We start from the raw sequence: 20,032 nt of genomic DNA, 5'->3' as shown, positions 1-20,032 counted from the left end.
CCCTTATCCGCCGTAGTAGTAGGACGTCTCCAGCTCGGCGAGGCCGGCCGCGATGACGTCTCCGAGCGCCTCGTGGGCGAGGATGCTCGGGATGGTCGCGTCGATCTTCTGGGCAGGCGATGCCTTGCGGAGCACGTACCGTTCCATCGGCCGGGCTGACGCTCGGGTGTTCGCGATGTGCGACGCGGTGATCTCGCACCCGTCGTGCGTGAATGCGGCACCCTCCGAATTCCGCTTGATCACGTCGGTCTTCAACCGCTCGGCCGCTGAGTGCATCTGGACGATGCGGCGGGTGTGCCACCGAATCACCCGCTCCTCGCCGTACAGGTCCACCCACTCGTCGATCTCCGTGTCCCAGTACGGCGGATCCGCGTACAGCCGGACCACGTCGTACCGGTTCATCAGCTGGTCCATCGCCGCTCGGACCTCGGCCCGCGGGACCTGCCCGTCCGTGTCGGCCGGATTCCAGATCGTCGGCTGGTCGTCCGGCCCGTACAGCGGGGTGAACTGGTAGCCGTCCATCGTCTCGGCGCGGATCGCCGTCCAGTCGTCCGAGTCGGACCCGTCGAAGCCGAGAACGATCCGGGTCATCGGCCGGACCCTGCGTGGGGCTGCCTTCGCCGCCCACTTCGCGCCGTCCAGCCACGCCGCCGACCCAGCCACGCACCGGTTACCGAAGAAGCGTTCCGCCTGGGCGGGGTCCTTCTCCATGATCTCGGCGGCCTCGGCCTCGATCGCGTCCAGGTCAACGTGCGTCGACCCCGCGTACACCACCGTGTGGATCTTCCGCCGGTCCCGCTTGTTCGCGTAGGACAGCGTCTTCGGCGCCTGCGGGTGGTACCGGAAGATGTCCCGGGCCTTCGCCTCGGACGTCGTCTGCGCCACCGAGTTCTCCGACGGGTCCCACCCGTTCGTCGTCTCCATCGACCGACCACCCATGCCGGCCGTACCGCGGCGCTGGGTCTCGGCGACCCGGCGCAGCTTGTTCGCCGTGTTGTACAGGCCGGTCTCGTCCTGCATCGCGAAGATGATCGGGTTACCCAGGCGGGACAGCGCCGACGAGGTGACAACGTCGATGCGGCCCTGCTCGCCAACCCGGGTGAACTCCTCGCCCACCCGCAGCATCTCGGACAACGGGCCGCGCTTCACCATCGACTGCAACGGCCGGTACACGTTCGCGACCTGATCCTCCGACGTCGCCGTCAGCTGGATCAGCGGCGTCGGCCACGGCGTGCCCATCGGCTCACCGGGCTCGTAGTCGTACCACCACCCACACCCGCACCCGTGATCCGCGCACCGATACCGCTCCCCGCCCTTCGCCCAGCCGGTGAACACCACCGGCCCCGCCGCCTCGGCGAGTACGACGGACGCAGACCAAGGGCCCTTGCCGGTCTTCTGCGGGGCCACAACCTGCGACCGCCGGTAGACGAACGCGGGCGCCAACTGCCCCGGCGCCGCCGACGGCTTGATCCGGTAGTGGTTGACCGTGCACCACAGCTGCCACGGGTAGAGCTCCATGTCCTCACCGGCACGGAACCCGTCCGGGACCGGGCAATGCGCCTCGATCCAGTACGGCACCACCCACAACGTGGGGAAGTCGACGACGAACTCGGCCCCGGCGTCAGGCCCCGTCGCCATCGCGAACGACCTTCAACCGGCTACGCGGACCAGGCCGGCGCGGAACCTCGGGCCCAGCAATCGCGGGCGCCTCATCCTGCTCGGCGGCCGGGGCGATCTTCCACCGGTTCCGCAGCATCCCCTGAACCGTCAGCCCCAGGCTGTCGAGGTACGGGCGCACCATCTTCCTGATGTCGATCCGGGCGTCGGCCCGCTCGGCCTCGGCCAGCGTCCGCACCGCGAGCGCCACTTCCAGCGCCTGCCCCAGCTCCTCCCACATCAGGGCCTGCGGAGACTCCCAGAGCTCGGCCCAGAGGTCCTCCTCGCGCTCTGTCGGCTCGGTCAGAGGCCACTCGGGCGGCTCACCAGAGCGCCCTTCCGCCGGCAGCGTCCGCCACCCCGCCTTGTCGGAGGGCCGATTACGCCGCAGCGCGTTCGGATCGGGGGCCGGACCGGACGCCGCATGCCCACCTCGGGCCATAACTGATCACTCCTCACCGGCTGCATTGCGCAGCACAGAGAGCCATCACATTGCGTGACGGCTTAATGGATCTGGGGACCCTTTTGACCTGACAGACTTCCTAGCGCCCTCCCCCGCGTCTGGGCCCCCCTGAGCCGCCGGGGGTACCCCCCTGGGTTCGGTCGCTGTGTGTGACCTGCGGTTTTAGTGTCCGAAGGTTTCGATTGCGGTCTTGCGGCTGTGATGGCGCTTGCTCATCGCCTGCCAGTTGGTGGGGTCGAAGCCTCGTGGTCCGAGGGGGCCGAGGCCGTCGATGTGGTCGACCTCTGTTGCGAGGTCGCGTTGCAGGGGAGGCAGGGGGGCGCATGCGTCGCACTCGCAGTACGGGTGGTCTTCGAGGTAGCGCGCGCTGGCGTTGATCCAGCGTGTGCCTCGTCCTGCGTTGCGGTGGGGGGGTCTGTCCTGGGTGGCCTGGGCCTGGCATGGGGGGCATCGGCCTTGGGGGGTGAGGGTCGGGCAGCCTGGTGTCGGGCAGACCTGCATGGCCTTGCGTGGGGGCATGGCTGCCTCCTGGCGTGCCGAGGCCCGGCGGCGCGGTGTGCGCGGCCGGGCCTGGTGGTGTGCGTGATCAGCCCTTGGGGTCGGGGCAGTTCATGAGGATGGCGGGCCAGGTGTCGCCCTTGATGCGGCCGCCGGTGTAGGTGTCGGAGGCCTGCTGGTCCTTGGCCCACTCGCCCATGCAGACGTACACCTTGTCGGTGTCGCTGCGGATGACGGTGATGCTGTAGTTCAGCGGGCCGTTGATGCTCTTGGCGTAGTCGTGGATGGCGGCCTTGGCCTGGTCGACGGTGGCGTCGAGGACGATCAGGTCGACGCTGCCGGTCTTCGTCTTCTCGGTCTTGTTGGCGACGGTGTAGGCCGGCGGCTTCGGTGTGTCCACGTTCTTCGCCTCCTGGTCGTCGCTGCTGCCGCAGCCGGTGAGGGTGGCGAGCAGGCCAGCTGCGGTGAGCGTGGCGAGAGTGGTTCTGGTGCGCATGGTCCCCCCAGGACGTTGCGTGATGAGGGGGTCATCATCGGGCATTGGGGGTGTTGGTGTCCGGGATACGACGAAGGCCCCGTCCGTGAGGAGCGAGGCCTTGGGGCGTTGGCGGTAGGTGGGCACGCCGAACGCCCCTTGAGTGTTACACCCGGTGATCGTGCGCGTCAAGCGGCGTTGACAGTGGTGGTGGTGAGTTCGTCGAGGTCGACGAGGGTGCGTCCGGCTCGGTCGTGGCCGTGGTGGGTGATCTTGCCTCGGTGGAGCCAGACGCGGAGGGTGCCGGGGCGGATGCCGGTCGCTGCGTGGGCGGCGTAGAGGTCGACGAGGGTCATGGGCTCAGTGTGCTCTACGGCCGCCAGTCGCCCCGGTAGTCGGGGTGGTCGGCGTAGGGCAGGGCGAGCAGGCGCAGCACGTCGGCGCGTACTGCCCATTCAAGTCCCAGGGTTGTGGAGGTAGTGCTGGCCATCTTGGCCTCGTACCGGCGCATGAAGGTCTCGATCATCCGCCGCTTGGCGTCGACCTCGGCGAGGACGCGGGCCGGGTCATGGCGGGCGATGTGCTCAGCGAGGTCGGCGTCGAACTCCGTGGTGGCCCTCAGGCCGCCCAGCTCGGCCGAGAGCACGAGGTACTTGGTGCCCCATAGGTGGTCTGCCGTCTCGATCTGCTCGTAGCCGACGGCGCGGGCCGCCTGCTCGTCTTCGTCGAGGCGGTCACGAAGGAACTGCACGAGGTCGTCCATGGGGTCATCCTCTCGTGGGTGAGGCCCCGGTCGTCGTCATGACGGCCGGGGCCTCGGTCCCGTAGCGCGGCAGCCAGCTCGCGATCCGGATGGGTGGTGCTGATGGGCTCAGGCTACTGCGGGGGTGTGACAGTCAGTGGCCGCAGCCGGTGGTCCACCAGCCGCACTTGGCGCAGTACGTGTTGCGGAGCAGGGTCCAGATCATCGGGTGGCCTCCTGTCGGGCGGGGGTGACGGTGATGTGAGCCCCTCCCGCGTGGGACTCCACGCGGACGTTGTTGGTGTTGGTGTTGGCGGCCTGACCTGCGGCAACAACATCGGAAGGGGTCGGGGGAGTGGCGGGGAGCGGGGGCAGGTCGTCGCGGTGGATGCCCGGCCCGTTGCCCGCCGGGGTGCGGACGCCGGGGCGGATGGGGATCTCGCAGTCGTTGAGGAGCTCCCGTACGTCCTTGGTGGTCCACCCGGCTGGCGCGAGCTGTTCGAGGTGGTCGCGGACCGCGGTGAGGAGGACGCCCTTCGCGTCGCCGACGAGGGCCCGGATGAGGGCGGTGATGTCGTCGGCGGTCATCTCCACCGTGTCGTCGTCGGACTCGTCTCCCGCTTCGGCTTGTCGTCCAGCACGCCACCCGGCGACCGCCCACCACCCGGTGAGCGGCCACAGGAGGCCTGGGGAGCCGTAGGCCATGGAGCTGACGAACAGGCCGGTGCAGGCGGACCCGGCTACGCGGGCGGCGGTCTGCCGCCACTCCCCCGGGGTGAGCCACTGGCCGTAGGTGCGGAGCAGGTGGTTGGACCCGGTGACGGTGCGCCGGCAGTGCCGGTCCAGGGCGCTCACAGGATCGTTCCCGTCCACCAGCCACCGGCGATGTTCACGGTGTTGGCGAGGGGCAGGGCCATCATTCCGGCGACGCCGCCGTTGAGGCCGAGGCAGATTCCGCAGAGCACGCCGAGGGCGACCTGTAGACGGGGGAACTTCTTCGACCAGCGCCAGGCGCCGCCGATAAGGGCGGTGGCGATGAGGACGATGGCGTAGCCGCCGTTGGTGAGGGCGATCTGTCGGGCGCGGGACACCATGGGTGCTTCACCACCGACGCCCCAGATGAGAGCCATGTCGCCGAGCCCGTTGGCGCCCCAGAGTGCGAAGCCCGCGATGGCGGCGACGATGCCTCCAGCGCACAGGATGATCAGCATGCCGTAGAGGGTGCCGAGGGCGAACGGGATCAAGGCCTTCAGGGAGCGGCCACCGCCGCCGTCATCACCCTTGCCCTTTCCCTTGGAGCCTTTCAGCCACCAGCGTTGGAGGACGAGGATGAGGATGATGCTGCCGATAACGGCGCCGCCGAGGCTGACGCCGGCTGGTGCGAGGTTCATGGGGTCCTCAGTGGAGGATGGCCAGCCCGAGGGCGGCGATGGTGAGTACGAGGGCGACGGTCCCGGTGACGGGTGGGACGGCGTCGGCGGCCACGTAGGCCAGACCGAGCAGCGCTGAGACAGCTGCGAGCGCGCAGAGCAGGCCGAAGAGGGCCATGAGACGGGTGGGGGTCTCAGCCTGCGGCGGGGAGTGTCTCGGGGTCGTAGAGGTTGCCCAGCGAGGGGTCTACGAGGGCGGGGCGGATCTTGCCGCGCTGCTTCCAGGTGCCGACGGTGCTGGGGCTGACGTGGAAGCGGTCGGCGACTTCGCCGGTGGTGAGGAAGCGGGGCGGCTCAGCCGTCTCGTCGTGCTGCTCGGTCGGCTCGGGCTCCGACTCGGCGGGCTCAGCGTCCTTCTCGTCCTGCTCGGGCTCGGTGGCGGGCTGCTCGGGGGCCTGCTCGGCCGGAACGGGGGTCGCGGCCTTGATGGGGGTGGCGGCGAGGTGGAGCAGGTGGCCGAGGACGAGCGGCGGGACGCATGAGACGGCGACGACGAGCCACAGGGGGGTGCGGGGCTCGCTGCTGAGATGCCCGGTGACGAACATGTGGCTGACGGGCTGGGCGGCCATGGCGGCACCGAGCGAGAGGATCGCTCCGGCGACGGCGGACTTCTGCCCGGGGGCGCCGGCGGGGCGGGCGCTGGCGACGGCGGCGGCGATCCCGGCGTAGGCGGCGAGGACTCCGGCCATGCCCCATGCGAGGCGGTCGTCCCATCCGGCGAGGACGGCGAGGTGGTGTTCGCCGGGTGCGCACATGATGAGGACGACGACGGCGACGATGGGTCGGCCGGCGGCGGTGAAGGCGCGGACCCACCAGGGGGTGCGAGCAAGGGGCTGAGCAAGGACGGCACCGGGGTTGTCACGGCGCGTGAGGTGCGAGATACGATCACGGATAGCCACGGCGAGATCTCCAGGTCTCTCGGTGGTGAGGCTCTCGTCCGGTGTTGGTAGCACTGGGCGGGGGCCGCTTTTTTGTGTTCTAACGCGGGACTATAGCACGGTAGTTGATGCTTCGTCACGGTTTGTGAGGGCTGAGCTAGTGGGGTAGCTCAGCCGAGCCAGGGGTGAGTCAGGCGGCGATAAAGAGCTGCGGAAGGGCCATGACCCGTTGCCAACCTTCGGGGTCCGCAACCTGCCCCGTGCTCGGCCTGTCTCGCGCGTAGTCGGCTGAGATGGCGTTCCGCCAAACGGTGGCCCGCCTCAGTTCGTCGCCCTGCTGCCACACCACGTGGCAGTGGTCGGGCCACAAGCCGAAGCCGCGGTCTCGCGCAGGCTGCCTGCAAGCGTTGTTGGGGCAGTGGTTGATCCGCCCCCACGGAACAGCCGTGGAAGCCATCCGCTGCTCTTGCAGCTGCCGGTAGACCGCGAGGGTGACCTGCTTGCTTCCGATCGTGAGGGTCTTCACGGCCACGGTAGCTGTGGTGATCGTGGCGTTCTGTGGTGTGAGCCGCATGGTCACTGGGGTCCGTCCTTGCTGTCTGGTGGCGTGCTGGTCGGTAGGTCAACCTGCTGGCCGTTGATGTGGTGGCGGTACCAGCCGGGGATTCCGGGGATCGCGATGGGCGGCCACCCGGGTGTTGCCCGGATCCTGTGCTGCTCGCTCATGCGGCAACGCGTTCGTCTGCGTCGATGAGCTGCTTGAGCCCGGCCCACAGTGCGGGTGGGTACGACGCCGTGCACCACGGGCAGCTCACGACTGTCTCGCCGGGCTGGAGGGTGAGCACGGCTCCGCAGATGGTGCTGTCGGGGTGGGCGGCGGGGCAGTGGCCGATGCGCCGGCCGCGGGGTCGGGGGTCGGGGTCGACGACGGACGCGGCCGCGCGGTGGAGGTCGTTGACCTCCTGGGCGAGGTCTCCGGCGGCGGGCCAGGATACGGCGATCCACGGCATGTGGGCGAGGAGCCCGGCGACGGCGGTGTGGAGGCGCGTGAGCGTGTCTCCGGCGAGTTGGGGGGCTGGGAGGTGCCGGTCGTCGTGTACGGCTCCCAGCCAGCCGCACACGGTCTCGAACTCGCTGCGGAGGTCGAGGACGTCGACGCGGAGCGGGAGCGGAGCGGGCCCGCCCTTCCCGGCGCGGCCCTGCCCGCTGGCCGATCCGGGGGTGAGGTGCCCGGCGAGCTCGGCGTACATCCGGGGCAGCTGGTGGAGTTGGTCGGTGAGTCGGGTGGTGCAGGGGATGCAGAGGGTGCTGCCGGTGGGGTCGGGGGTGTGGCAGTGGGTGCAGGTGGTGTCCATCGCGGCGGGCTCCTCGTGCGGGGTGGGGCGGGTGCGGGTGGTGGTCAGGCGGTGGCTGCGCGCTGGGTGGCGCGTGCGGCCTGGCAGCGGGGGTACGGGCAGCCGGCCACCGGGGGTTGGTGGTGGGTGTTGCAGACGGCGAGCTGGTCGGTGCACTGGGCGGCGACGAGGTGGCCGACGAGCTCCCGGAGCCGGTCGGCCTCGGCGGGGAGAAGGACGTTGCGGGTGGCCCGGTCGACGAGGTGGTCTAGCTCGGTGGCCATGTCGTGGGTCCTTCCGGGTTCGGGGTGGCCGCCGGGTGGGGCGGCCACAGGGGCAGGGGCGTCAGACGGCGGGGGTGGTCGGCGCGGTGCGGCTGTCGAGGTCGTGGACCCAGGCGGCGCAGACGGCGGCGATCTGGACCAGCTCGGTGCGGAGCTTGGCCGGGTCAGGCTCGGCGAGCGCTTCGTAGACCTCCTCCAGCAGGACCCCGTCCCACGCGGTGTGGGTGTGGAGTTCGCCGTCCTTGTCAGCGCAGTGCGCGAGGCACCGGCCGCTGTTGCTCGGCGTGGCGCGTTCGGAGTTGACCTGCTTCCAGATGTCGGCGCGCTGGGCGTAGTAGGGGTGGGTGACGGCGGGGATGTCGCGGGGCTCGATGTCGGGGTGGTGCTGTTCGCCGAACTTGGCGAGCTGGCGGGTGCGTTCGGCGTCGACCTCCTCGGCGAACTGCTTCACGCCGGGGTTGGTGAAGAGGGTGGGGTACATGGGGCGCTCCTTGTCGTGCCGCGTGATGGCGGCTGTGTCGTCGTGGGCGGTGCCGGTGTGGCGGTGGTGTGGCCGTGTACGCCCGTGTGTGGGGTGGTGGCGGGTGCGGTGGCCCTCCCGGAGGACGAGGACGGTGACGGCCACCAGGGCGGCGAGGAGCACGGCGTGCGGGGCCAAGGCGGCGGCGCTCACGGGGTGGGCTCCTCGGGTACGGCAGGGGTGGTGGGCTGGTGCTCGTGCTGGCAGTCGCCGTCGTGGTCGTCGAGGTACCTGACGCACTGTCCGTACAGCACGTCGGTGTGCGCGCAGCGGATGCGCGGCGCAGGCTGCCGTACCCCGGAGGCGTCGAGCTTCTGCCCGCAGATCCCGCAGTGCGTCCAGGTGCGCCCCGCCTCGTCGTATGCCGGGCGGTCGTCGCCGTCGAGGGCGGTCACCGGCACGTGCTCGTGGGCGGGCGTGCTCTTGGTGGCCAGGCGGCGGAGGTGGTCGGCGACGCGGAGAATGCCGACGTTCTCGGAGACCTGGGCGTCCTTCCGGGGGCCGTAGGCGGGGGTGAACTCGCGGAGGGACTCGGCGATGTCGGCGGCCTCGGTGAGGATCGCGGCCCGGTCGGCAGGCGCGGGCAGGACGGCGGTCCCCGCGAGCGCGTCCCGGAGCGCCGCTGTGCGCTCCGGGTCCAGCTCCACCCAGTACGGCTCACGGCCGGGCCCGGACAGCAGGACGGTGGTGGTGTCGTCGTCGCCGTACATGACGTCGTCGAGGCCCCACCGCAGCTGGACCGGCTCCAGCTCCTCGTCGGCGGCGGTCAGCGGGCACGGGCCGCCGTTGCACGCCCCGCTGGTCCCGCACTCGGGGCACACGCTGGCGCCGAGGAGCTGCCGGGCCACCGCCAGGGCGTGCCGGTTCGTCTGCCGCTCTACCCAGGCGTCCCGCTCGCGCTCCTCGCCAGGCTCAGACCAAACCCCGGCCGCGCCGTGCACCGTGGCGTCGTGCTCCACAGCCGCACGGTCCAGCCAGTCGGCCAGGGCGAGGCCGACCCCGGGGTGCATCAGGGCGATGTACGGCAGGTCGGCGCGCTCGGCCGGGTGGTCCGTGCCGCTCCGGTCCGCAACGATCATGCCGTCGGCGCAGCGAACAACGTGCTCGTCGGTCACCGCCCACGGGCTCGGTGAGGCACGGTGCGCGCGGGTGGCCTCCTCCCGCAGCTTCTCGGCGGCGGCGCGCAGCTGGTCGGCGGGGCGGTCAGGGGTGATGGGCATCAAGGGCTCCTCGGTGGTCGGTACGGTGGTGGGGCGCCCGCCGGCTACGACCCGGCGGGCGCACTACGTGGTCACGCGGCGGTGGCCGCGGTGTGGTGGTGGTCGAGGTACTGCCGGCCGATCCACTCCGTGTACGCGGGCGGTACCGCCTGGCGGGCCTCCGTCTTGTTCATCCAGGTGCAGCCCATGGCGTCCGCGTAGGCCCGCTCGCCCTTGTGCTCGAACGGCAGCAGCCCCTTGTGGTGCCAGCACGGGGGGAGGAGGTCCCCGCCGCCGCCCCACGAGGTCTCGAAGGCGCGGTGGCGGCGGACGTTGAGGCCAAACTGGGATCCGCACAGCAGGTAGTCGGGTCGGAGGGCACCGCACCACGAGGCCTCGGGGACGTTCTCGATGACCCAGGGGCGGCCGGTGGACTGCATTGCTTCGCGGCCGGCGGGGATGAGGTTCTCGTGGTCGTCGCGGTTGCCGCGCCAGGCGGTGACGCGGGCGAAGTACTGGCAAGGCCAAGACCCGTGGATTAGGTCGAAGTCGGCACCGTGCTCGGTGACGTACTGGACGGCGTCGGCCTGGTGGAAGGTGAAGGGGTAGTTCGGCATCGGGTTGATGTCCACCCCGGTGACGTCGTATCCGGCGAGGTAGTAGCCCATGGACAGGCCACCAGCACCGCAGCAGGCGTCGAGGACGGTGAGCCCGTTGGGAACGCGGGGCGGGAGGGCGGTCACGTCGTTGCTCCGGAGGTCGAGTTGCCCGGGGACGGGCTGCGGTGGGGGTTGGTCGAGGAGGGCGCGGGCCCGGGTCAGGGCGGCCGTCACACGGCGCTCACGGCAGCAGCGTCGACACGGGACGGGTGCGGGCCGGCAAGTCGGTGCCGGGTCTGCCCCTTGCCGGGTCGGGTGCACGGCATGGCGACCGCGGCCCGGCAGGTTTCGACGGGGCAGGCGACTGCGAGGGCGTCGGGGCGGCCTTCGCGGATGGTGGCGATGCGGGCGGCACGCCGGGGCCGGTACGCGGCGAGGACGTCATCGACGGACGGGGGGATGTACCGGCCGAACGCCTTCAGGCGGCGCTCGGCCTCAGCCGCGGCGGGCCCGGAGGTGAGCGCCTTGTGCTCGACAGGGGGCTGCTGGCCGGTGGCAACGGCGCGACGGTGTGCGGCGAGCTGCTCGCGGTAGGCAGCTTCGTTGTCGGGGTCGACGGGCGGGGCGGGGTCGACGTCCCGCTGCATGCGGTCGCGGACCACGGCCTGCCACCGGGTGCTGATGTCGGACGGCTTGATCGGGTACGGGCTGCGGGCGTAGTGGATGCCGACGGCCTGCATGGCGAACTGGACGGGCACGTCGGCGAGGACGGTGGCCCAGAGCGCGGCGAGGCCGGCGACTTCCTTCGGGTCCTCGGGGAGGACGCGGGGGTCGGCGTACGACACCTGCTTGAGGAGCTGGGGGATCTGGTCGGGGGTCACTGCTGGCCTCCAGCGCGGAGCTGTTCGGTGAGCTGGTCGAGGACGTCGCGGCTGGCCTGGCGTCGGGCTGCCTGCGGTGTGGCCGGTGCGGTGGGGGTGCCGACGGTGCGGAGCGCGGGCCGGTTGCCGGGTTCGGGCATGGGCGGGAGTTCGGCCCAGCCGTTGAGGAAGTACTTCGCGGACTCCACTGAGGTGCGGGCGGCGACCTTGGTGGCGTGGTCGACCATCGCGGGGATGCCGCGGTCGGCGATGAGGGCGAGGAGGGGGAACCACTCGTTGCCGCGGAAGGGCCAGCGGACGATGACGCCGGCGGCGGTGAGGTGGTCGACGAGGGGTCGGGCCTGGTCGGGGATCCCGCTCGCGTGCGTCCTGCTTGCTAGCTCCTTCTCCGTAGGAGAAGGAGTAGGGGAGGGGGCAGGGGACGGGGTGCCGTTACTAACGCCGTTACGAAATGCGTTGACCTGCGATGACGATCGATTCTCGGCACCGTTTCGAAGCGCCGTCGTGTCGCCGTCGTGCTGCGTTCGTGTCGCCGTCGTGCTGTTTCCCTGCGAAGAAGCCCCACCCGTAACGGCGTTACGGGCAGCCTCCCGCTCCTCCCTCTTCCGCTCGCGCCACGCCTTCTGCCGCTCGGCGTTGCTCTTCCGCTCGGCCTGGACCTTGGCCCGGTCGGGGTTGTATTCGAGGTAGTCGTGGATCATCCAGCCGCCGCCATCGGCCGGGTCCCACAGGCCTGCGTCCTCGAGCTCCTTCGCGACCGCCTTCAGACCGCGGACGCGGGCGATGAAGGGGAGTTCGCGGGTGAGGATGCGGCCCTCGGTGAGGTTCTCGGAGGACCAGCAGAGGCCGGAGACGTACAGCCGGAATGCCCGGTCGGACAGGAGCGCGACCTTGCGGTGCGTCGGGAACCGGTCGTCGAGCTTGACCCAGGGCATGTGCGGCTTCTCTCGGTTGCGGTGGTGCGGGTGGTGGCCCGGGGCGCGGCGGCCCCGGGCCGAGGGGTCAGGCGGCGGCGTGTGCGTCTCGCGTGGCCTGGTCGACGAGGTGGCGGACACACCTGCCGACCTCGCAGCCCTTGTAGATCCGGCCCACCGGCGCGCCCTTGCGGGTGGCTCGCCAGGCGACCTGGTTCGGCGTGAGCCGGTTCGATCCGATCCGCACTTCGGAGCCGCCGTGCCACAGGACGTGGGCGCCGTCCTTCTCCGTGAGCGACTGGTACGCGTCGGTGATCGACGGGAAGGCCTGGATGGGGGTGCGCTTCTTCGGGAGGCGGCCGAGGCGGCGGATGCTGGCCCGCTCCTGCTCGGACAGTCCGCCCCAGACGCCGGAGTCCTGCCGGGTTTCGGTGGCCCACTGGAGGCAGGTGGCCATGACGGGGCAGCGGCGGCAGATCCGCTTGGCCTCCCGCTCGTCGGCCATGGACACGGCGTCGGTGCCCTTCGGGAACCACAGTTCCGGGTCGGGGTGGCTGCGGCAGAGAGCACCGTCGCGCCAGTCGGCCGAGCGATCGCCGGTGTCGGGGGCGGTGTGGCTGACCGTCGCGTGAAACGTGGGGATCACAGGGCACCTCCGAAGATGCTGTTCATCTGGGACTGGAGCTGCTCGCGCATCGGCCGGTCTTCCAGGTGCGCCGGAGCGACACACTGCGGATAGCCGCAGCCGGGCTTGGCGTGGCCGATCGGCTTGCGCCCGTGGTGCATCTGGAACGCCACCTGGTACGCGGACGGGTGCTTGCCCTGCCGGCCGAGCCGCGGTACCCCGTTGGCGTGGTGTCCGGCCCAGCGGAGGTGTCCGCCGTCGATGGGCTCGGTGCGGGCGTAGAACTCGGTCTCGATGGGGCGGAGGATGTGGCCGCCGCGCTTGGGGGTGGGCAGGCGGAGCGCGATCCGGTGGGCGGTGACGGTCTTGTAGCCGACGTGGAGGGTGCGCATGATGTCCTGCTGCGTGGCGCCGTTGCGGAGCATGTCGGCGATGTCGGTGCGGATCTTCACGAGGACACCTCCGTGCGGGGCTTGTCGCTGCGGCGGGTCTGCCAGCTCGCGCCGTGTGCCAGCGACGGGTTGTCGAGGCCGACGGCGTGGTCGTACGCGGCCTGCACCTGGCGGGCCCGGCGCTCGGCGGCGGCGTACGCCGCCCGGAGGGTCACGACCGCGCGGACCAGGCGGGTGATCCGCTGCCGGTACACCACGGCGTCCCGGATGCGGGCGAGACGGACGCGGGTCAGGGTCTCGTCGGCCGTGGTGAACTGGCCGGCCGCCGTACGGCTGACGGACCCAGCGGCGCGGGCGGCACGACGGGCTTCGTCGCGCTGCTCCAACACCCGCTCGTAGTCGGCGGCGAGGGCGTTGTACTTCCTGCGGGAGACGGGCATCACGCACCCGCCTTCGCGCCGGTGATCTCGTCGGTGGTCACGCGCGGGGCGGGGAACTCCTCGTCCTTGGTGACCTCGCCGCGCTGGATCGACTGGAAGATGACCTGCAACTGGCCGAGGTCGACGTCGGTCCACTTGTCCGACTTGCGGCCGAGCTTGGTCTCGATCTGGTCGGCGGTGATGCCGATGCCCTCGAACGAGCCGATCGCCTGGGCGATGCGCTGCGGGCGGGGGACGTCCCCGGCTCCGTTGGCGAGGGTATTGGCGCAGGCGGTCTTGGCCTGCTCGATGTACCAGACGGGCAGCACCGTGAAGATCATTTCCCGGAGGCGGCGGGCACCGTTGTTGGCGTTGTTCTCGTACACGTCCCGGAAGTCCGCGAGCTTCTCGGCCTTGCCCTTCGCCCAACGGGCGTGCGGCACGATGAACGTCGTCGACGAGCGCTCGTTGGACTCCATGTCCCAGGCCCACGCCTGCATCTCCGACTCGCCGTACTCCTCGTCACGGCGCAGCTCGGCAACCCCGAACTGGATGTTGCCCCAGCAGCGGGCCAGCTCCTTCGCGAGCTGGATCGTCTCGCCCGACACGTTCGACGTGCCGCGCGGGAACCGGAAGAACGCCCGCTGCGCCAGCTCCTGCTGGGCGCACGCCGTCTGCATCTTCGCGATGCACACCGCCTCGTTCCGGGGGAACTGCCGGGCCACGAGGACCGCGGCCTGAACCTCGGCGACCGCGCGGGACTGCTCCACGGCGGTGCCCTGCCCGACCCGCGACGGTGCCGTGGCGGGGGTCATGCGCTCGATCTCCTGGTAGCTCACAGGTACTCCTCTTCGTCCCGACGCTCGGCGTACGGGGGCAGGGACAGGTACTCGATGGCGTCGGAGTAGCCAGGCCAGTAGCCGGTCTCCGTGCACTCGGCGAAGGTGGTGATGGCGCGGCGGTTCTTCGCCGCCGCGATGCGGTACGCGGGCATGTCCGGCTCGAACACGGTGATCAGGTACGGGGCGGTCTTCTCCTGGCAGACGAAGACGAACGCCGTGTCCTCACCGCCGAGCTGGGCGGCGAGTGCGGCGGACCGGTACCAGTCGGCCTGCTGGTGGTAGCCGTACTCGTGCACGGCCTTGGCCAGTGCGCCCGGCTCGGCGGACCGGCACGTCTTGTAGTCGGGGATGATCAGCCGCCCGGTACGCGGGTCGGGCAGCCAGTCGAACCGGGCCCGGCGGCGAACGTCGGATCGCTCGTCGTCCCAGAACACCGACACCTCCGGCCGGCCCGAGCCCGGCGCGAACAGGGCGCTGGCGACGGGGTGTCGGCGGATCGCGTCGGCCATGGCGTGGACCTGGTCGTACTCGGCGGCGAGGAGCGCGACACCACCGGCGGCTTCCACCTCGATGCGTTCCTCGCGGGCGGCCTTGGTGCGCCAGTCGTTCGCCTCGATGGCGACGAGGTCGGGGCCGTCTCCGAGGACGACGCGGTGGGCGGCGGTCCCGAAGTCCCATACGGCCTTGCGGGGGCGGGGGTGGTCCTGCTCGTACCGGAACCGGGCCGGGCACGACGGAGAGAGAAGCGACCGGGCGCCGGACGAGGAGAGCGACGTGCGGTCGCCGTGGTACGTGTCGATCGGGAGGTCGGGGTACAGGCCGGGAGCGATCCCGGCGGCCGGGGCCGAAGCCCCGGCCAGCGCGGTGTCGGTCATCGGTTCAGCCCCCGCAGCGTCTCCTCGATCTCGTCGCGGGCGGTGTCGAGCTTCTCGGTGAGCCGCTCGACCTCCCGCGTCAGCTCGTTGCGCTCGTCGGTGAGCTGGGCGACCTGGTTCGCGAGCTCGTCGTTCTGCTCGCTCAGGGTGTCGATCTGGTCTTCGAGGTCGGCGCTCATGTGGTGGCTCCGGTGCGGTAGGTGCGGCGCCCGCCGGTGTCGTGGGCGGTGACGATCCCGGCGGCGGTGAGGGCCCGCATGTCCTTGCGGGCGGTGTTGCGGTGCGCGGCGAACGGGCTGTCGCTGAGCGCCATGGCGGCGGTCTGCGTCGTGTACGTCCCGGGGTGCGCGGCCAGGTACGCGGCCAGCCACTCCCGCCGGGTGACCGTCTCGGTACTCACGCGATCACCCCGTACAGGGCGTTCGCTCCGGCGATGAGCCCGGCCCACAGGGCGAGGCTGATCGGGAGAGCGATGAGGAGGCAGGACACCCCGGCACGGGGGGCTTGGTCGAAGCTGGCCCGCTCGCCCAACTCGCGCTGGGAGTGGCCGACACCGTCGGCGCGGGGGCGGCGGTGGGGACCGCCGAACGTGTCAGCCACGGGGAGCCTCCTGCGGGTGGTTGATACCGACGAGCGCGTGCAGGTCCCAGTCGTCCTCGCCGTACGCGTACGGCTCCCACACGCCCTTGAAGCGACGCCAGCCCAGCGCGGTGCGCTCGCCGTCCTCGGGGTGGGCGGTGACCGTGTCGCAGCGGAACGCCCAGTCGTATGCCGGGTTGGTCTCGGAGTAGGTGTGGCCGGGCTCGTAGAAGTCACCCATGAACGTGGCCGCCCTTCGCGTGGTTGAAGCGGTGGACCCGGCGGCCCGGGTCGGAGTCGTCGCAGATCAGCAGCCCCTCGCCGACGAGCTGCGCGAGATCCTGGCGGGCCTTGCCACGCCAGTCACCGGGGCCGAACTTGGCGACGTACAGGTGCTGGACCATGCGGGTCGTGATGTCCCCGACGTGATCGCGGACCAGCGCACGGAGCACCATCAGGCGGGCCTCGGCCGTGGTCCTCACGACGTCACCTCGGGGAGGTCCCGGCCCAGCGCGTACGACTGGTGCAGCGGGGAGTCGTGCGGGTCCTCGGCAACGGTGCGGTCGCGGAGCATCCGGCGGGCCGCCTCGGCACCTGGACGCAGGTCACGGCAGCTGACCGGGGGCAGCTCGTCGTCCTCGTCGTCGTGGGTGAGGACCCAGCGCTTCGCCTTCAGGTCCCACTCGATGTGCTCGTCACTGAACGGGGCGCTGATGTGCCCGTCCGGCTCGACGTGGAAGATCACGTCCGCGTCGACCAGGGCGTTGAGCCCGGCCACCGCTCGCTCCCACGGGGAGGACGCCGACTCCGGGGACTGGAGCAGCCCCGCCGCCTCCAACGCCGCCGCGATACCCGCCGCCGTCTGCCGCTGCTTCTGCGCCGCCAGAACCACCCCGGCCGCCGCGTTCACCCGACGGGCGTTCACGCCGACACCGCCGACTCGGCCAGGTCGTACGCTGTGACCTCGTCAGCCGACGCGAACCCCGTCAGCCGAACCCGCACGTCGTCCACAACACCGTCGACCACCACCCACGACGTCTCGTCCCGGTTCCGCGGCATCGGCACCTCCAGCCCCAACGCCACACGCCACACCTCGAACCCGGGCAGATCGTCGTGCAGCGAGATCTCCAGCCGCTCCGCGTAGATCGGCGACAGGTGGAACTCGGCGGCCGGCAGGTAGCTGTTCTCCCGATGGAGGTAGGCCAGCAGCAGGACAGGGGAGCCCTGCGCCTGCAAGGTAAGGTTGTGCTTCACGGTGTCCTCGATTTCTCTGGTTGGTGAGGGTGCCGAGGGGTCGTCCGGATAGCCGTCCGGGCCGGCCCCGTCTTCATGTGGTGGGTCAGGCGGCGGCGCGCTGCGCCAGCGGGTCCGCCGCGAACCTCGCGGCCATCCACGCCTCCACCACCGCGCGGTCGTACAAGACGCCCTGTCCGAGCCGCACACCGGCCGGGCCCTGCCCGCGGTGCCGCATGATCCGGACAGCGTTAGGCGTCATCCGCAGTTCGGCGGCGAGTTCCTTCGTGGTCATGAAGCGCGAGGCGGTGTTCGTCACGCTCATCGTTGGGCTCCGTTCGGTCTCGTTCGATGTCGCTGATCCGGCATCCGATGATGTTCGCGATGCGGGCCATGACCTCGGGCTGCGCGCCCTTAAGTCCTCGCTCGATGCGGGACAGGTGCGTGTGGCTGATTCCGGCGGCGGCGGCGAATTTACGCAGGCCGTAGCCGCGGTGTTCGCGCTGCCTCCGGATTTCTGTTCCGTCTGGCTGCACACCGAGAACGATACGTAACGAAGCCCAACGACGCAAGCTGAAACGCAGGGACAGTTGACGAGCCCTGACGTGTGCAGGGCGCGTGAAGGTTCGCTCTGTGCGACCCCAAGGTGGCTGGATGCGCCGTGGCACTAAGGGCCGCCTACCTCTAATCTGGTGCCCAACGGTGCCTATCGGTGCCCGCCGATAGGTGTCGACTACAAACGGAAGGCCACCCCCATGAACCGCGACCCACACGCATGGGCCCGGCTCGGCCACCTGCTCAAGCAAGCCCGCCTCGCCCGCGGCCTCAAGCAGGGCGACGTCGCCGACCTCGCAGGCGTCAGCCTCGCCAGCGTCCAATCAGCAGAAGCTGGCACCGTCCCGAAAGCCCGCATGCCCATCACGCTGGGCCCCATCGCCACGGCGCTCGGATGGAAGGCGGGGGCCATCGAGGAGGTACTCGCCGGCGGCGAGCCGACCGTGGGCGCGCCCGCCGATGAGTGGCGGGACGTCTCGGTACAGCGGCAGGTGGACGAGGAGGTCGCGGAGGGGATCGTTACCAGCGCCATGGTCCGAGCGACGGAGAACGCCACCCCGGCAGAAATCCGTGAGGCAACGCGGCTGATCCTGGACGCCTTCCGTCGCCAAGGCCTGATTGCCGAGACGAATGGCGTGCAACCTTCAACAAAAAGTACGAACCCATAGTCACCAAGTGGTCACACGGCATATTCTCACTGGTCCCCGGAGCCTGCCGCTCCGGACGAGAACGGGGACCCTCATGCCTGAGCCGATCGTGATCTCTGTAGCCCTGGGCCCGCACGTGGCCGCGCTCACCTGCCGCATCGACGGGCGGCCCACCGCCGTCATCAACACTCTGGCCCGCACCGACCCCCGCATCTGCACAGAGGCAGCCATCGCCCTGGTCGGTGCGGGCATGGACGCCGGCCGCACACTGGGAGCCATCCATGGGGTACGTCGCTGACCGCTGGCACAAGACCCGGCCCGGCCCGGACGAGGAAGAGTGCGGGCAGCACAAGGGCATGGTGCCCTCGGCCGCTCACGGGAAGGGCAAGCGGTGGCAGGCCCGGTACGACGCCCCGAACGGACGCGAGGTCACCAGCTTGTGGGCCACCAAGGTCGAGGCCGAGCGGGAGATCAACAAGCAGGAGGCGGCCAAGCAGACCGGGAGCTGGCTGGACCCGAAGGCCGGGCGCGTCACCGTTGAACGGTTTGCCCTCGACACGTGGCTGCCTGCCCAGTCCATCATCGGCCGGTCGGAGACCGAGTACCTGGGTGCGCTGCGGCGCTACTGTTTCCCCGAGTGGGGGCACCGGGAGATTCGATCCATCAAGCCATCCGAGGCCGGCGCCTGGCAGAAGCTCCTCATCAGCAAATACGAACTCAGCGGCACCTACCCGAACCGGGTCGCTCGCTACGTTCGCGGAGTGTTCCGCCTGGCCGTCATCGACCGTGTGATCCCCGTCAGCCCGTTTGAGCAGATCTCGGCTCCCGCCCTGGACGAGACCGCAGTCCAGCCGCCCGACGTCACCGAAGTGAAGCAGCTCATCGCCGCCGCCAACATCGACCGGTGGCGCACCATGCTGGAGGTCACCGCCCTCACCGGCCTCCGCTCCGGGGAGATCCGCGGCCTGCGCCTCGCGCGCGTCGACTTCCTGCGGCGCACGATGCTCGTCGACCAACAGCTCGTGCACGAAAAGGGGAAGGGGATGTACTTCGACGAGCTCAAGACGGGCGCCGGGCTCCGCACCCTCCCCCTGAACAAGCGGGTTGTCGACGTGCTCGCCGCGTACATCGAGCGGCACCCGGTACCCACCGCCGGGCCCGGGGCCGGGCTCATCTTCACCATGCCGGCCGCCGGGCTGATCGGGGAGTCGACGATCGCCTTCGCCCTGAAGGCGATCTGCAAGAAGGCAGGGCTGGGCCCGCGGCACTGGCACGAGCTGCGCCACCACTACGCCTCGGTGCTCATCGCGGGCGGGGAGAACCCGAAGGTTGTGCAGAAGCGGCTCGGGCACAAGGACGTCATGACCACGCTCCGCACGTACGCGCACCTGTTTGCGGAGGCGGAGGAGCGGACGCGCGATGTTCTGGATGCGGCGTGGGCCGAGCCGGGTGAGACTGGCGGAACGGAATCCTCTGGGACGGGCGGAAGGATTCCGGAATCCCGGTCTGGATCTGGGGTAGTCGCCCAGCTCAGGGCGTAGTCCGCGACATCACGCGTGGATGTTCCAGGCGGAAAGCGCTTGACCGGCGCCCGAAGGGCGTCCGAGTGATCTGAGCAACCCGAGTGACCCGCATGACCCACGCATGACCCGCATGATCCGTGCGATCTGCGTGATCCGAGTGAAAGGGAGCGACATCGTGAGTGGTGACAGCGCCATGGACAAGCTCAAGGGCAAGGGCAAGGAAGCGGTCGGCAAGCTGACCGGCGACCACCGCAAGGAGGCCGAGGGCAAGACCGATCAGGCCAAGGGCCGGGCCAAGGACGCGGTGGACGAGGCCGGTGACAAGGTGAAGGGAGTCAAGGACTCTCTCGGTGGTGACGACGACCGGTAGTCCTGCGGCCTTCTCGGCGCCTGCCCCAGGGTTCGAGTGAGTCGAAGTGCCCCCGCCGAATCGGCGGGGGCACTCCTGTGTGGGTGGCTCCTCGGCCGG

General features: G+C 70.5%; 34 protein-coding genes and 1 pseudogene. 4 read left to right on the top strand and 31 right to left on the bottom strand.

The genetic code is table 11. The features are described 5' to 3' along the window. Positions 1–3: 3 nt before the first annotated feature. The 31 genes and pseudogenes from ACIQPT_RS34795 to ACIQPT_RS34645 all read right to left on the bottom strand — a co-directional run bounded on the left by ACIQPT_RS34795 (position 4) and on the right by ACIQPT_RS34645 (position 17,374). Entirely contained in the window at positions 4–1,638 is a 1,635-nt protein-coding gene (locus ACIQPT_RS34795) for a hypothetical protein (protein ID WP_401161959.1), read from the bottom strand. After that, positions 1,622–2,098: a hypothetical protein gene (locus ACIQPT_RS34790; protein WP_401161957.1), complete on the bottom strand. Its 477-nt coding sequence runs from the start codon at positions 2,096–2,098 to the stop codon at positions 1,622–1,624. Before ACIQPT_RS34790 ends, ACIQPT_RS34795 begins: the two co-directional genes overlap by 17 nt. Before the next feature lie 607 nt (positions 2,099–2,705). Then, a complete protein-coding gene (locus tag ACIQPT_RS34785; protein WP_401161955.1) occupies positions 2,706–3,113 on the bottom strand; it encodes a hypothetical protein in 408 nt (135 codons plus the stop codon). Positions 3,114–3,280: 167 nt separating this feature from the next. Then, the gene (locus tag ACIQPT_RS34780; protein ID WP_401161953.1) at positions 3,281–3,448 is read right to left on the bottom strand and encodes a hypothetical protein; all 168 of its coding nucleotides are present in this window, start codon (positions 3,446–3,448) and stop codon (positions 3,281–3,283) included. A gap of 14 nt (positions 3,449–3,462) precedes the next feature. Continuing rightward, on the bottom strand, positions 3,463–3,843 hold the full coding sequence (locus tag ACIQPT_RS34775; protein WP_401161952.1) for a DUF6221 family protein: 381 nt from the start codon (positions 3,841–3,843) through the stop codon (positions 3,463–3,465). A 213-nt stretch (positions 3,844–4,056) separates the two neighbouring features. Beyond that, on the bottom strand, positions 4,057–4,689 hold the full coding sequence (locus tag ACIQPT_RS34770; protein ID WP_401161950.1) for a hypothetical protein: 633 nt from the start codon (positions 4,687–4,689) through the stop codon (positions 4,057–4,059). After that, positions 4,686–5,225: a hypothetical protein gene (locus ACIQPT_RS34765; RefSeq protein WP_401161948.1), complete on the bottom strand. Its 540-nt coding sequence runs from the start codon at positions 5,223–5,225 to the stop codon at positions 4,686–4,688. The genes ACIQPT_RS34770 and ACIQPT_RS34765 overlap by 4 nt, the downstream gene beginning before the upstream one ends. A gap of 7 nt (positions 5,226–5,232) precedes the next feature. Further along, positions 5,233–5,382 (bottom strand): hypothetical protein, encoded by a 150-nt coding sequence (locus ACIQPT_RS34760; RefSeq protein ID WP_401161946.1) that lies wholly within the window; start codon positions 5,380–5,382, stop codon positions 5,233–5,235. A gap of 16 nt (positions 5,383–5,398) precedes the next feature. Then, positions 5,399–6,163 carry a hypothetical protein gene (locus ACIQPT_RS34755; RefSeq protein ID WP_401161944.1) on the bottom strand — a complete coding sequence of 255 codons (765 nt, stop codon included), beginning with the start codon at positions 6,161–6,163 and terminating at the stop codon, positions 5,399–5,401. A 169-nt stretch (positions 6,164–6,332) separates the two neighbouring features. Continuing rightward, on the bottom strand, positions 6,333–6,722 hold the full coding sequence (locus ACIQPT_RS34750) for a hypothetical protein (RefSeq protein WP_401161942.1): 390 nt from the start codon (positions 6,720–6,722) through the stop codon (positions 6,333–6,335). 142 nt (positions 6,723–6,864) lie between these two features. Continuing rightward, complete coding sequence (locus ACIQPT_RS34745; RefSeq protein ID WP_401161941.1) at positions 6,865–7,497, bottom strand: hypothetical protein; 633 nt, start codon at positions 7,495–7,497, stop codon at positions 6,865–6,867. A gap of 44 nt (positions 7,498–7,541) precedes the next feature. Continuing rightward, entirely contained in the window at positions 7,542–7,760 is a 219-nt protein-coding gene (locus ACIQPT_RS34740) for a hypothetical protein (protein WP_401161939.1), read from the bottom strand. Positions 7,761–7,821: 61 nt separating this feature from the next. Next, the gene (locus tag ACIQPT_RS34735; protein ID WP_401161938.1) at positions 7,822–8,433 is read right to left on the bottom strand and encodes a hypothetical protein; all 612 of its coding nucleotides are present in this window, start codon (positions 8,431–8,433) and stop codon (positions 7,822–7,824) included. Further along, positions 8,430–9,500 (bottom strand): hypothetical protein, encoded by a 1,071-nt coding sequence (locus tag ACIQPT_RS34730; protein WP_401161936.1) that lies wholly within the window; start codon positions 9,498–9,500, stop codon positions 8,430–8,432. Before ACIQPT_RS34730 ends, ACIQPT_RS34735 begins: the two co-directional genes overlap by 4 nt. Positions 9,501–9,571: 71 nt before the next feature. Beyond that, positions 9,572–10,222 carry a DNA cytosine methyltransferase gene (locus ACIQPT_RS34725; RefSeq protein WP_401162025.1) on the bottom strand — a complete coding sequence of 217 codons (651 nt, stop codon included), beginning with the start codon at positions 10,220–10,222 and terminating at the stop codon, positions 9,572–9,574. Positions 10,223–10,308: 86 nt separating this feature from the next. Beyond that, entirely contained in the window at positions 10,309–10,959 is a 651-nt protein-coding gene (locus tag ACIQPT_RS34720; protein WP_401161935.1) for a hypothetical protein, read from the bottom strand. Next, entirely contained in the window at positions 10,956–11,894 is a 939-nt protein-coding gene (locus ACIQPT_RS34715) for a hypothetical protein (RefSeq protein WP_401161933.1), read from the bottom strand. Before ACIQPT_RS34715 ends, ACIQPT_RS34720 begins: the two co-directional genes overlap by 4 nt. Before the next feature lie 343 nt (positions 11,895–12,237). After that, positions 12,238–12,516 (bottom strand): annotated as a pseudogene (locus ACIQPT_RS34710) (WhiB family transcriptional regulator); the annotation flags it as partial. Then, entirely contained in the window at positions 12,516–12,950 is a 435-nt protein-coding gene (locus ACIQPT_RS34705) for a hypothetical protein (RefSeq protein WP_401161932.1), read from the bottom strand. The gene ACIQPT_RS34705 and the pseudogene ACIQPT_RS34710, both read right to left, overlap by 1 nt. After that, positions 12,947–13,330 (bottom strand): hypothetical protein, encoded by a 384-nt coding sequence (locus ACIQPT_RS34700; RefSeq protein WP_401161930.1) that lies wholly within the window; start codon positions 13,328–13,330, stop codon positions 12,947–12,949. Before ACIQPT_RS34700 ends, ACIQPT_RS34705 begins: the two co-directional genes overlap by 4 nt. Next, on the bottom strand, positions 13,330–14,148 hold the full coding sequence (locus ACIQPT_RS34695; RefSeq protein ID WP_401161929.1) for a hypothetical protein: 819 nt from the start codon (positions 14,146–14,148) through the stop codon (positions 13,330–13,332). Before ACIQPT_RS34695 ends, ACIQPT_RS34700 begins: the two co-directional genes overlap by 1 nt. Further along, positions 14,145–15,026 carry a PD-(D/E)XK nuclease-like domain-containing protein gene (locus ACIQPT_RS34690; RefSeq protein WP_401161927.1) on the bottom strand — a complete coding sequence of 294 codons (882 nt, stop codon included), beginning with the start codon at positions 15,024–15,026 and terminating at the stop codon, positions 14,145–14,147. The genes ACIQPT_RS34695 and ACIQPT_RS34690 overlap by 4 nt, the downstream gene beginning before the upstream one ends. Then, complete coding sequence (locus ACIQPT_RS34685) at positions 15,023–15,205, bottom strand: hypothetical protein (RefSeq protein WP_401161925.1); 183 nt, start codon at positions 15,203–15,205, stop codon at positions 15,023–15,025. Before ACIQPT_RS34685 ends, ACIQPT_RS34690 begins: the two co-directional genes overlap by 4 nt. Beyond that, positions 15,202–15,426 (bottom strand): hypothetical protein, encoded by a 225-nt coding sequence (locus tag ACIQPT_RS34680; protein ID WP_401161923.1) that lies wholly within the window; start codon positions 15,424–15,426, stop codon positions 15,202–15,204. Before ACIQPT_RS34680 ends, ACIQPT_RS34685 begins: the two co-directional genes overlap by 4 nt. Next, a complete protein-coding gene (locus ACIQPT_RS34675) occupies positions 15,423–15,626 on the bottom strand; it encodes a hypothetical protein (RefSeq protein ID WP_401161922.1) in 204 nt (67 codons plus the stop codon). Before ACIQPT_RS34675 ends, ACIQPT_RS34680 begins: the two co-directional genes overlap by 4 nt. After that, complete coding sequence (locus ACIQPT_RS34670; protein WP_401161921.1) at positions 15,619–15,846, bottom strand: hypothetical protein; 228 nt, start codon at positions 15,844–15,846, stop codon at positions 15,619–15,621. The genes ACIQPT_RS34675 and ACIQPT_RS34670 overlap by 8 nt, the downstream gene beginning before the upstream one ends. Then, the gene (locus ACIQPT_RS34665) at positions 15,839–16,087 is read right to left on the bottom strand and encodes a hypothetical protein (RefSeq protein WP_401161919.1); all 249 of its coding nucleotides are present in this window, start codon (positions 16,085–16,087) and stop codon (positions 15,839–15,841) included. The genes ACIQPT_RS34670 and ACIQPT_RS34665 overlap by 8 nt, the downstream gene beginning before the upstream one ends. Beyond that, positions 16,084–16,530: a hypothetical protein gene (locus ACIQPT_RS34660; protein WP_401161918.1), complete on the bottom strand. Its 447-nt coding sequence runs from the start codon at positions 16,528–16,530 to the stop codon at positions 16,084–16,086. The genes ACIQPT_RS34665 and ACIQPT_RS34660 overlap by 4 nt, the downstream gene beginning before the upstream one ends. Then, a complete protein-coding gene (locus ACIQPT_RS34655) occupies positions 16,527–16,859 on the bottom strand; it encodes a hypothetical protein (RefSeq protein WP_401161916.1) in 333 nt (110 codons plus the stop codon). The genes ACIQPT_RS34660 and ACIQPT_RS34655 overlap by 4 nt, the downstream gene beginning before the upstream one ends. An 85-nt stretch (positions 16,860–16,944) precedes the next feature. Beyond that, positions 16,945–17,133: a helix-turn-helix domain-containing protein gene (locus ACIQPT_RS34650; protein WP_318196869.1), complete on the bottom strand. Its 189-nt coding sequence runs from the start codon at positions 17,131–17,133 to the stop codon at positions 16,945–16,947. Further along, a complete protein-coding gene (locus tag ACIQPT_RS34645; protein ID WP_401161914.1) occupies positions 17,090–17,374 on the bottom strand; it encodes a helix-turn-helix domain-containing protein in 285 nt (94 codons plus the stop codon). The genes ACIQPT_RS34650 and ACIQPT_RS34645 overlap by 44 nt, the downstream gene beginning before the upstream one ends. Before the next feature lie 219 nt (positions 17,375–17,593). Between ACIQPT_RS34645 and ACIQPT_RS34640 the strand changes: the two genes are divergently transcribed. From ACIQPT_RS34640 to ACIQPT_RS34625, 4 genes are all read left to right on the top strand, one after another. Then, the gene (locus ACIQPT_RS34640) at positions 17,594–18,061 is read left to right on the top strand and encodes a helix-turn-helix domain-containing protein (protein ID WP_401161912.1); all 468 of its coding nucleotides are present in this window, start codon (positions 17,594–17,596) and stop codon (positions 18,059–18,061) included. A gap of 73 nt (positions 18,062–18,134) precedes the next feature. Next, the gene (locus ACIQPT_RS34635) at positions 18,135–18,338 is read left to right on the top strand and encodes a hypothetical protein (protein ID WP_401161910.1); all 204 of its coding nucleotides are present in this window, start codon (positions 18,135–18,137) and stop codon (positions 18,336–18,338) included. Positions 18,339–18,396: 58 nt separating this feature from the next. After that, entirely contained in the window at positions 18,397–19,581 is a 1,185-nt protein-coding gene (locus tag ACIQPT_RS34630; protein WP_401161909.1) for a tyrosine-type recombinase/integrase, read from the top strand. Positions 19,582–19,756: 175 nt separating this feature from the next. Next, on the top strand, positions 19,757–19,933 hold the full coding sequence (locus tag ACIQPT_RS34625) for a CsbD family protein (protein WP_401162023.1): 177 nt from the start codon (positions 19,757–19,759) through the stop codon (positions 19,931–19,933). The last annotated feature ends 99 nt before the right edge of the window (positions 19,934–20,032 follow it).

Origin of the sequence: Streptomyces sp. NPDC091289, from assembly GCF_044757365.1 — a bacterium.
Lineage (GTDB): Bacteria > Actinomycetota > Actinomycetes > Streptomycetales > Streptomycetaceae > Streptomyces.
Note: the sequence above shows the minus strand (reverse complement) of the source record. Positions and strands in the feature narration are given on the sequence as shown.

Bases quoted from the DNA above. Each gene is read 5' to 3' on its own strand.
- ACIQPT_RS34795 (WP_401161959.1), bottom strand. From the start codon at position 1,638: ATGGCGACGGGGCCTGACGCCGGGGCCGAGTTCGTCGTCGACTTCCCC.
- ACIQPT_RS34790 (WP_401161957.1), bottom strand. From the start codon at position 2,098: ATGGCCCGAGGTGGGCATGCGGCGTCCGGTCCGGCCCCCGATCCGAAC.
- ACIQPT_RS34785 (WP_401161955.1), bottom strand. From the start codon at position 3,113: ATGCGCACCAGAACCACTCTCGCCACGCTCACCGCAGCTGGCCTGCTC.
- ACIQPT_RS34780 (WP_401161953.1), bottom strand. From the start codon at position 3,448: ATGACCCTCGTCGACCTCTACGCCGCCCACGCAGCGACCGGCATCCGC.
- ACIQPT_RS34765 (WP_401161948.1), bottom strand. From the start codon at position 5,225: ATGAACCTCGCACCAGCCGGCGTCAGCCTCGGCGGCGCCGTTATCGGC.
- ACIQPT_RS34760 (WP_401161946.1), bottom strand. From the start codon at position 5,382: ATGGCCCTCTTCGGCCTGCTCTGCGCGCTCGCAGCTGTCTCAGCGCTG.
- ACIQPT_RS34745 (WP_401161941.1), bottom strand. From the start codon at position 7,497: ATGGACACCACCTGCACCCACTGCCACACCCCCGACCCCACCGGCAGC.
- ACIQPT_RS34740 (WP_401161939.1), bottom strand. From the start codon at position 7,760: ATGGCCACCGAGCTAGACCACCTCGTCGACCGGGCCACCCGCAACGTC.
- ACIQPT_RS34730 (WP_401161936.1), bottom strand. From the start codon at position 9,500: ATGCCCATCACCCCTGACCGCCCCGCCGACCAGCTGCGCGCCGCCGCC.
- ACIQPT_RS34715 (WP_401161933.1), bottom strand. From the start codon at position 11,894: ATGCCCTGGGTCAAGCTCGACGACCGGTTCCCGACGCACCGCAAGGTC.
- ACIQPT_RS34700 (WP_401161930.1), bottom strand. From the start codon at position 13,330: ATGCCCGTCTCCCGCAGGAAGTACAACGCCCTCGCCGCCGACTACGAG.
- ACIQPT_RS34690 (WP_401161927.1), bottom strand. From the start codon at position 15,026: ATGACCGACACCGCGCTGGCCGGGGCTTCGGCCCCGGCCGCCGGGATC.
- ACIQPT_RS34685 (WP_401161925.1), bottom strand. From the start codon at position 15,205: ATGAGCGCCGACCTCGAAGACCAGATCGACACCCTGAGCGAGCAGAAC.
- ACIQPT_RS34670 (WP_401161921.1), bottom strand. From the start codon at position 15,846: ATGGGTGACTTCTACGAGCCCGGCCACACCTACTCCGAGACCAACCCG.
- ACIQPT_RS34650 (WP_318196869.1), bottom strand. From the start codon at position 17,133: ATGACCACGAAGGAACTCGCCGCCGAACTGCGGATGACGCCTAACGCT.
- ACIQPT_RS34640 (WP_401161912.1), top strand. From the start codon at position 17,594: ATGAACCGCGACCCACACGCATGGGCCCGGCTCGGCCACCTGCTCAAG.
- ACIQPT_RS34635 (WP_401161910.1), top strand. From the start codon at position 18,135: ATGCCTGAGCCGATCGTGATCTCTGTAGCCCTGGGCCCGCACGTGGCC.
- ACIQPT_RS34630 (WP_401161909.1), top strand. From the start codon at position 18,397: ATGGTGCCCTCGGCCGCTCACGGGAAGGGCAAGCGGTGGCAGGCCCGG.
- ACIQPT_RS34625 (WP_401162023.1), top strand. From the start codon at position 19,757: ATGGACAAGCTCAAGGGCAAGGGCAAGGAAGCGGTCGGCAAGCTGACC.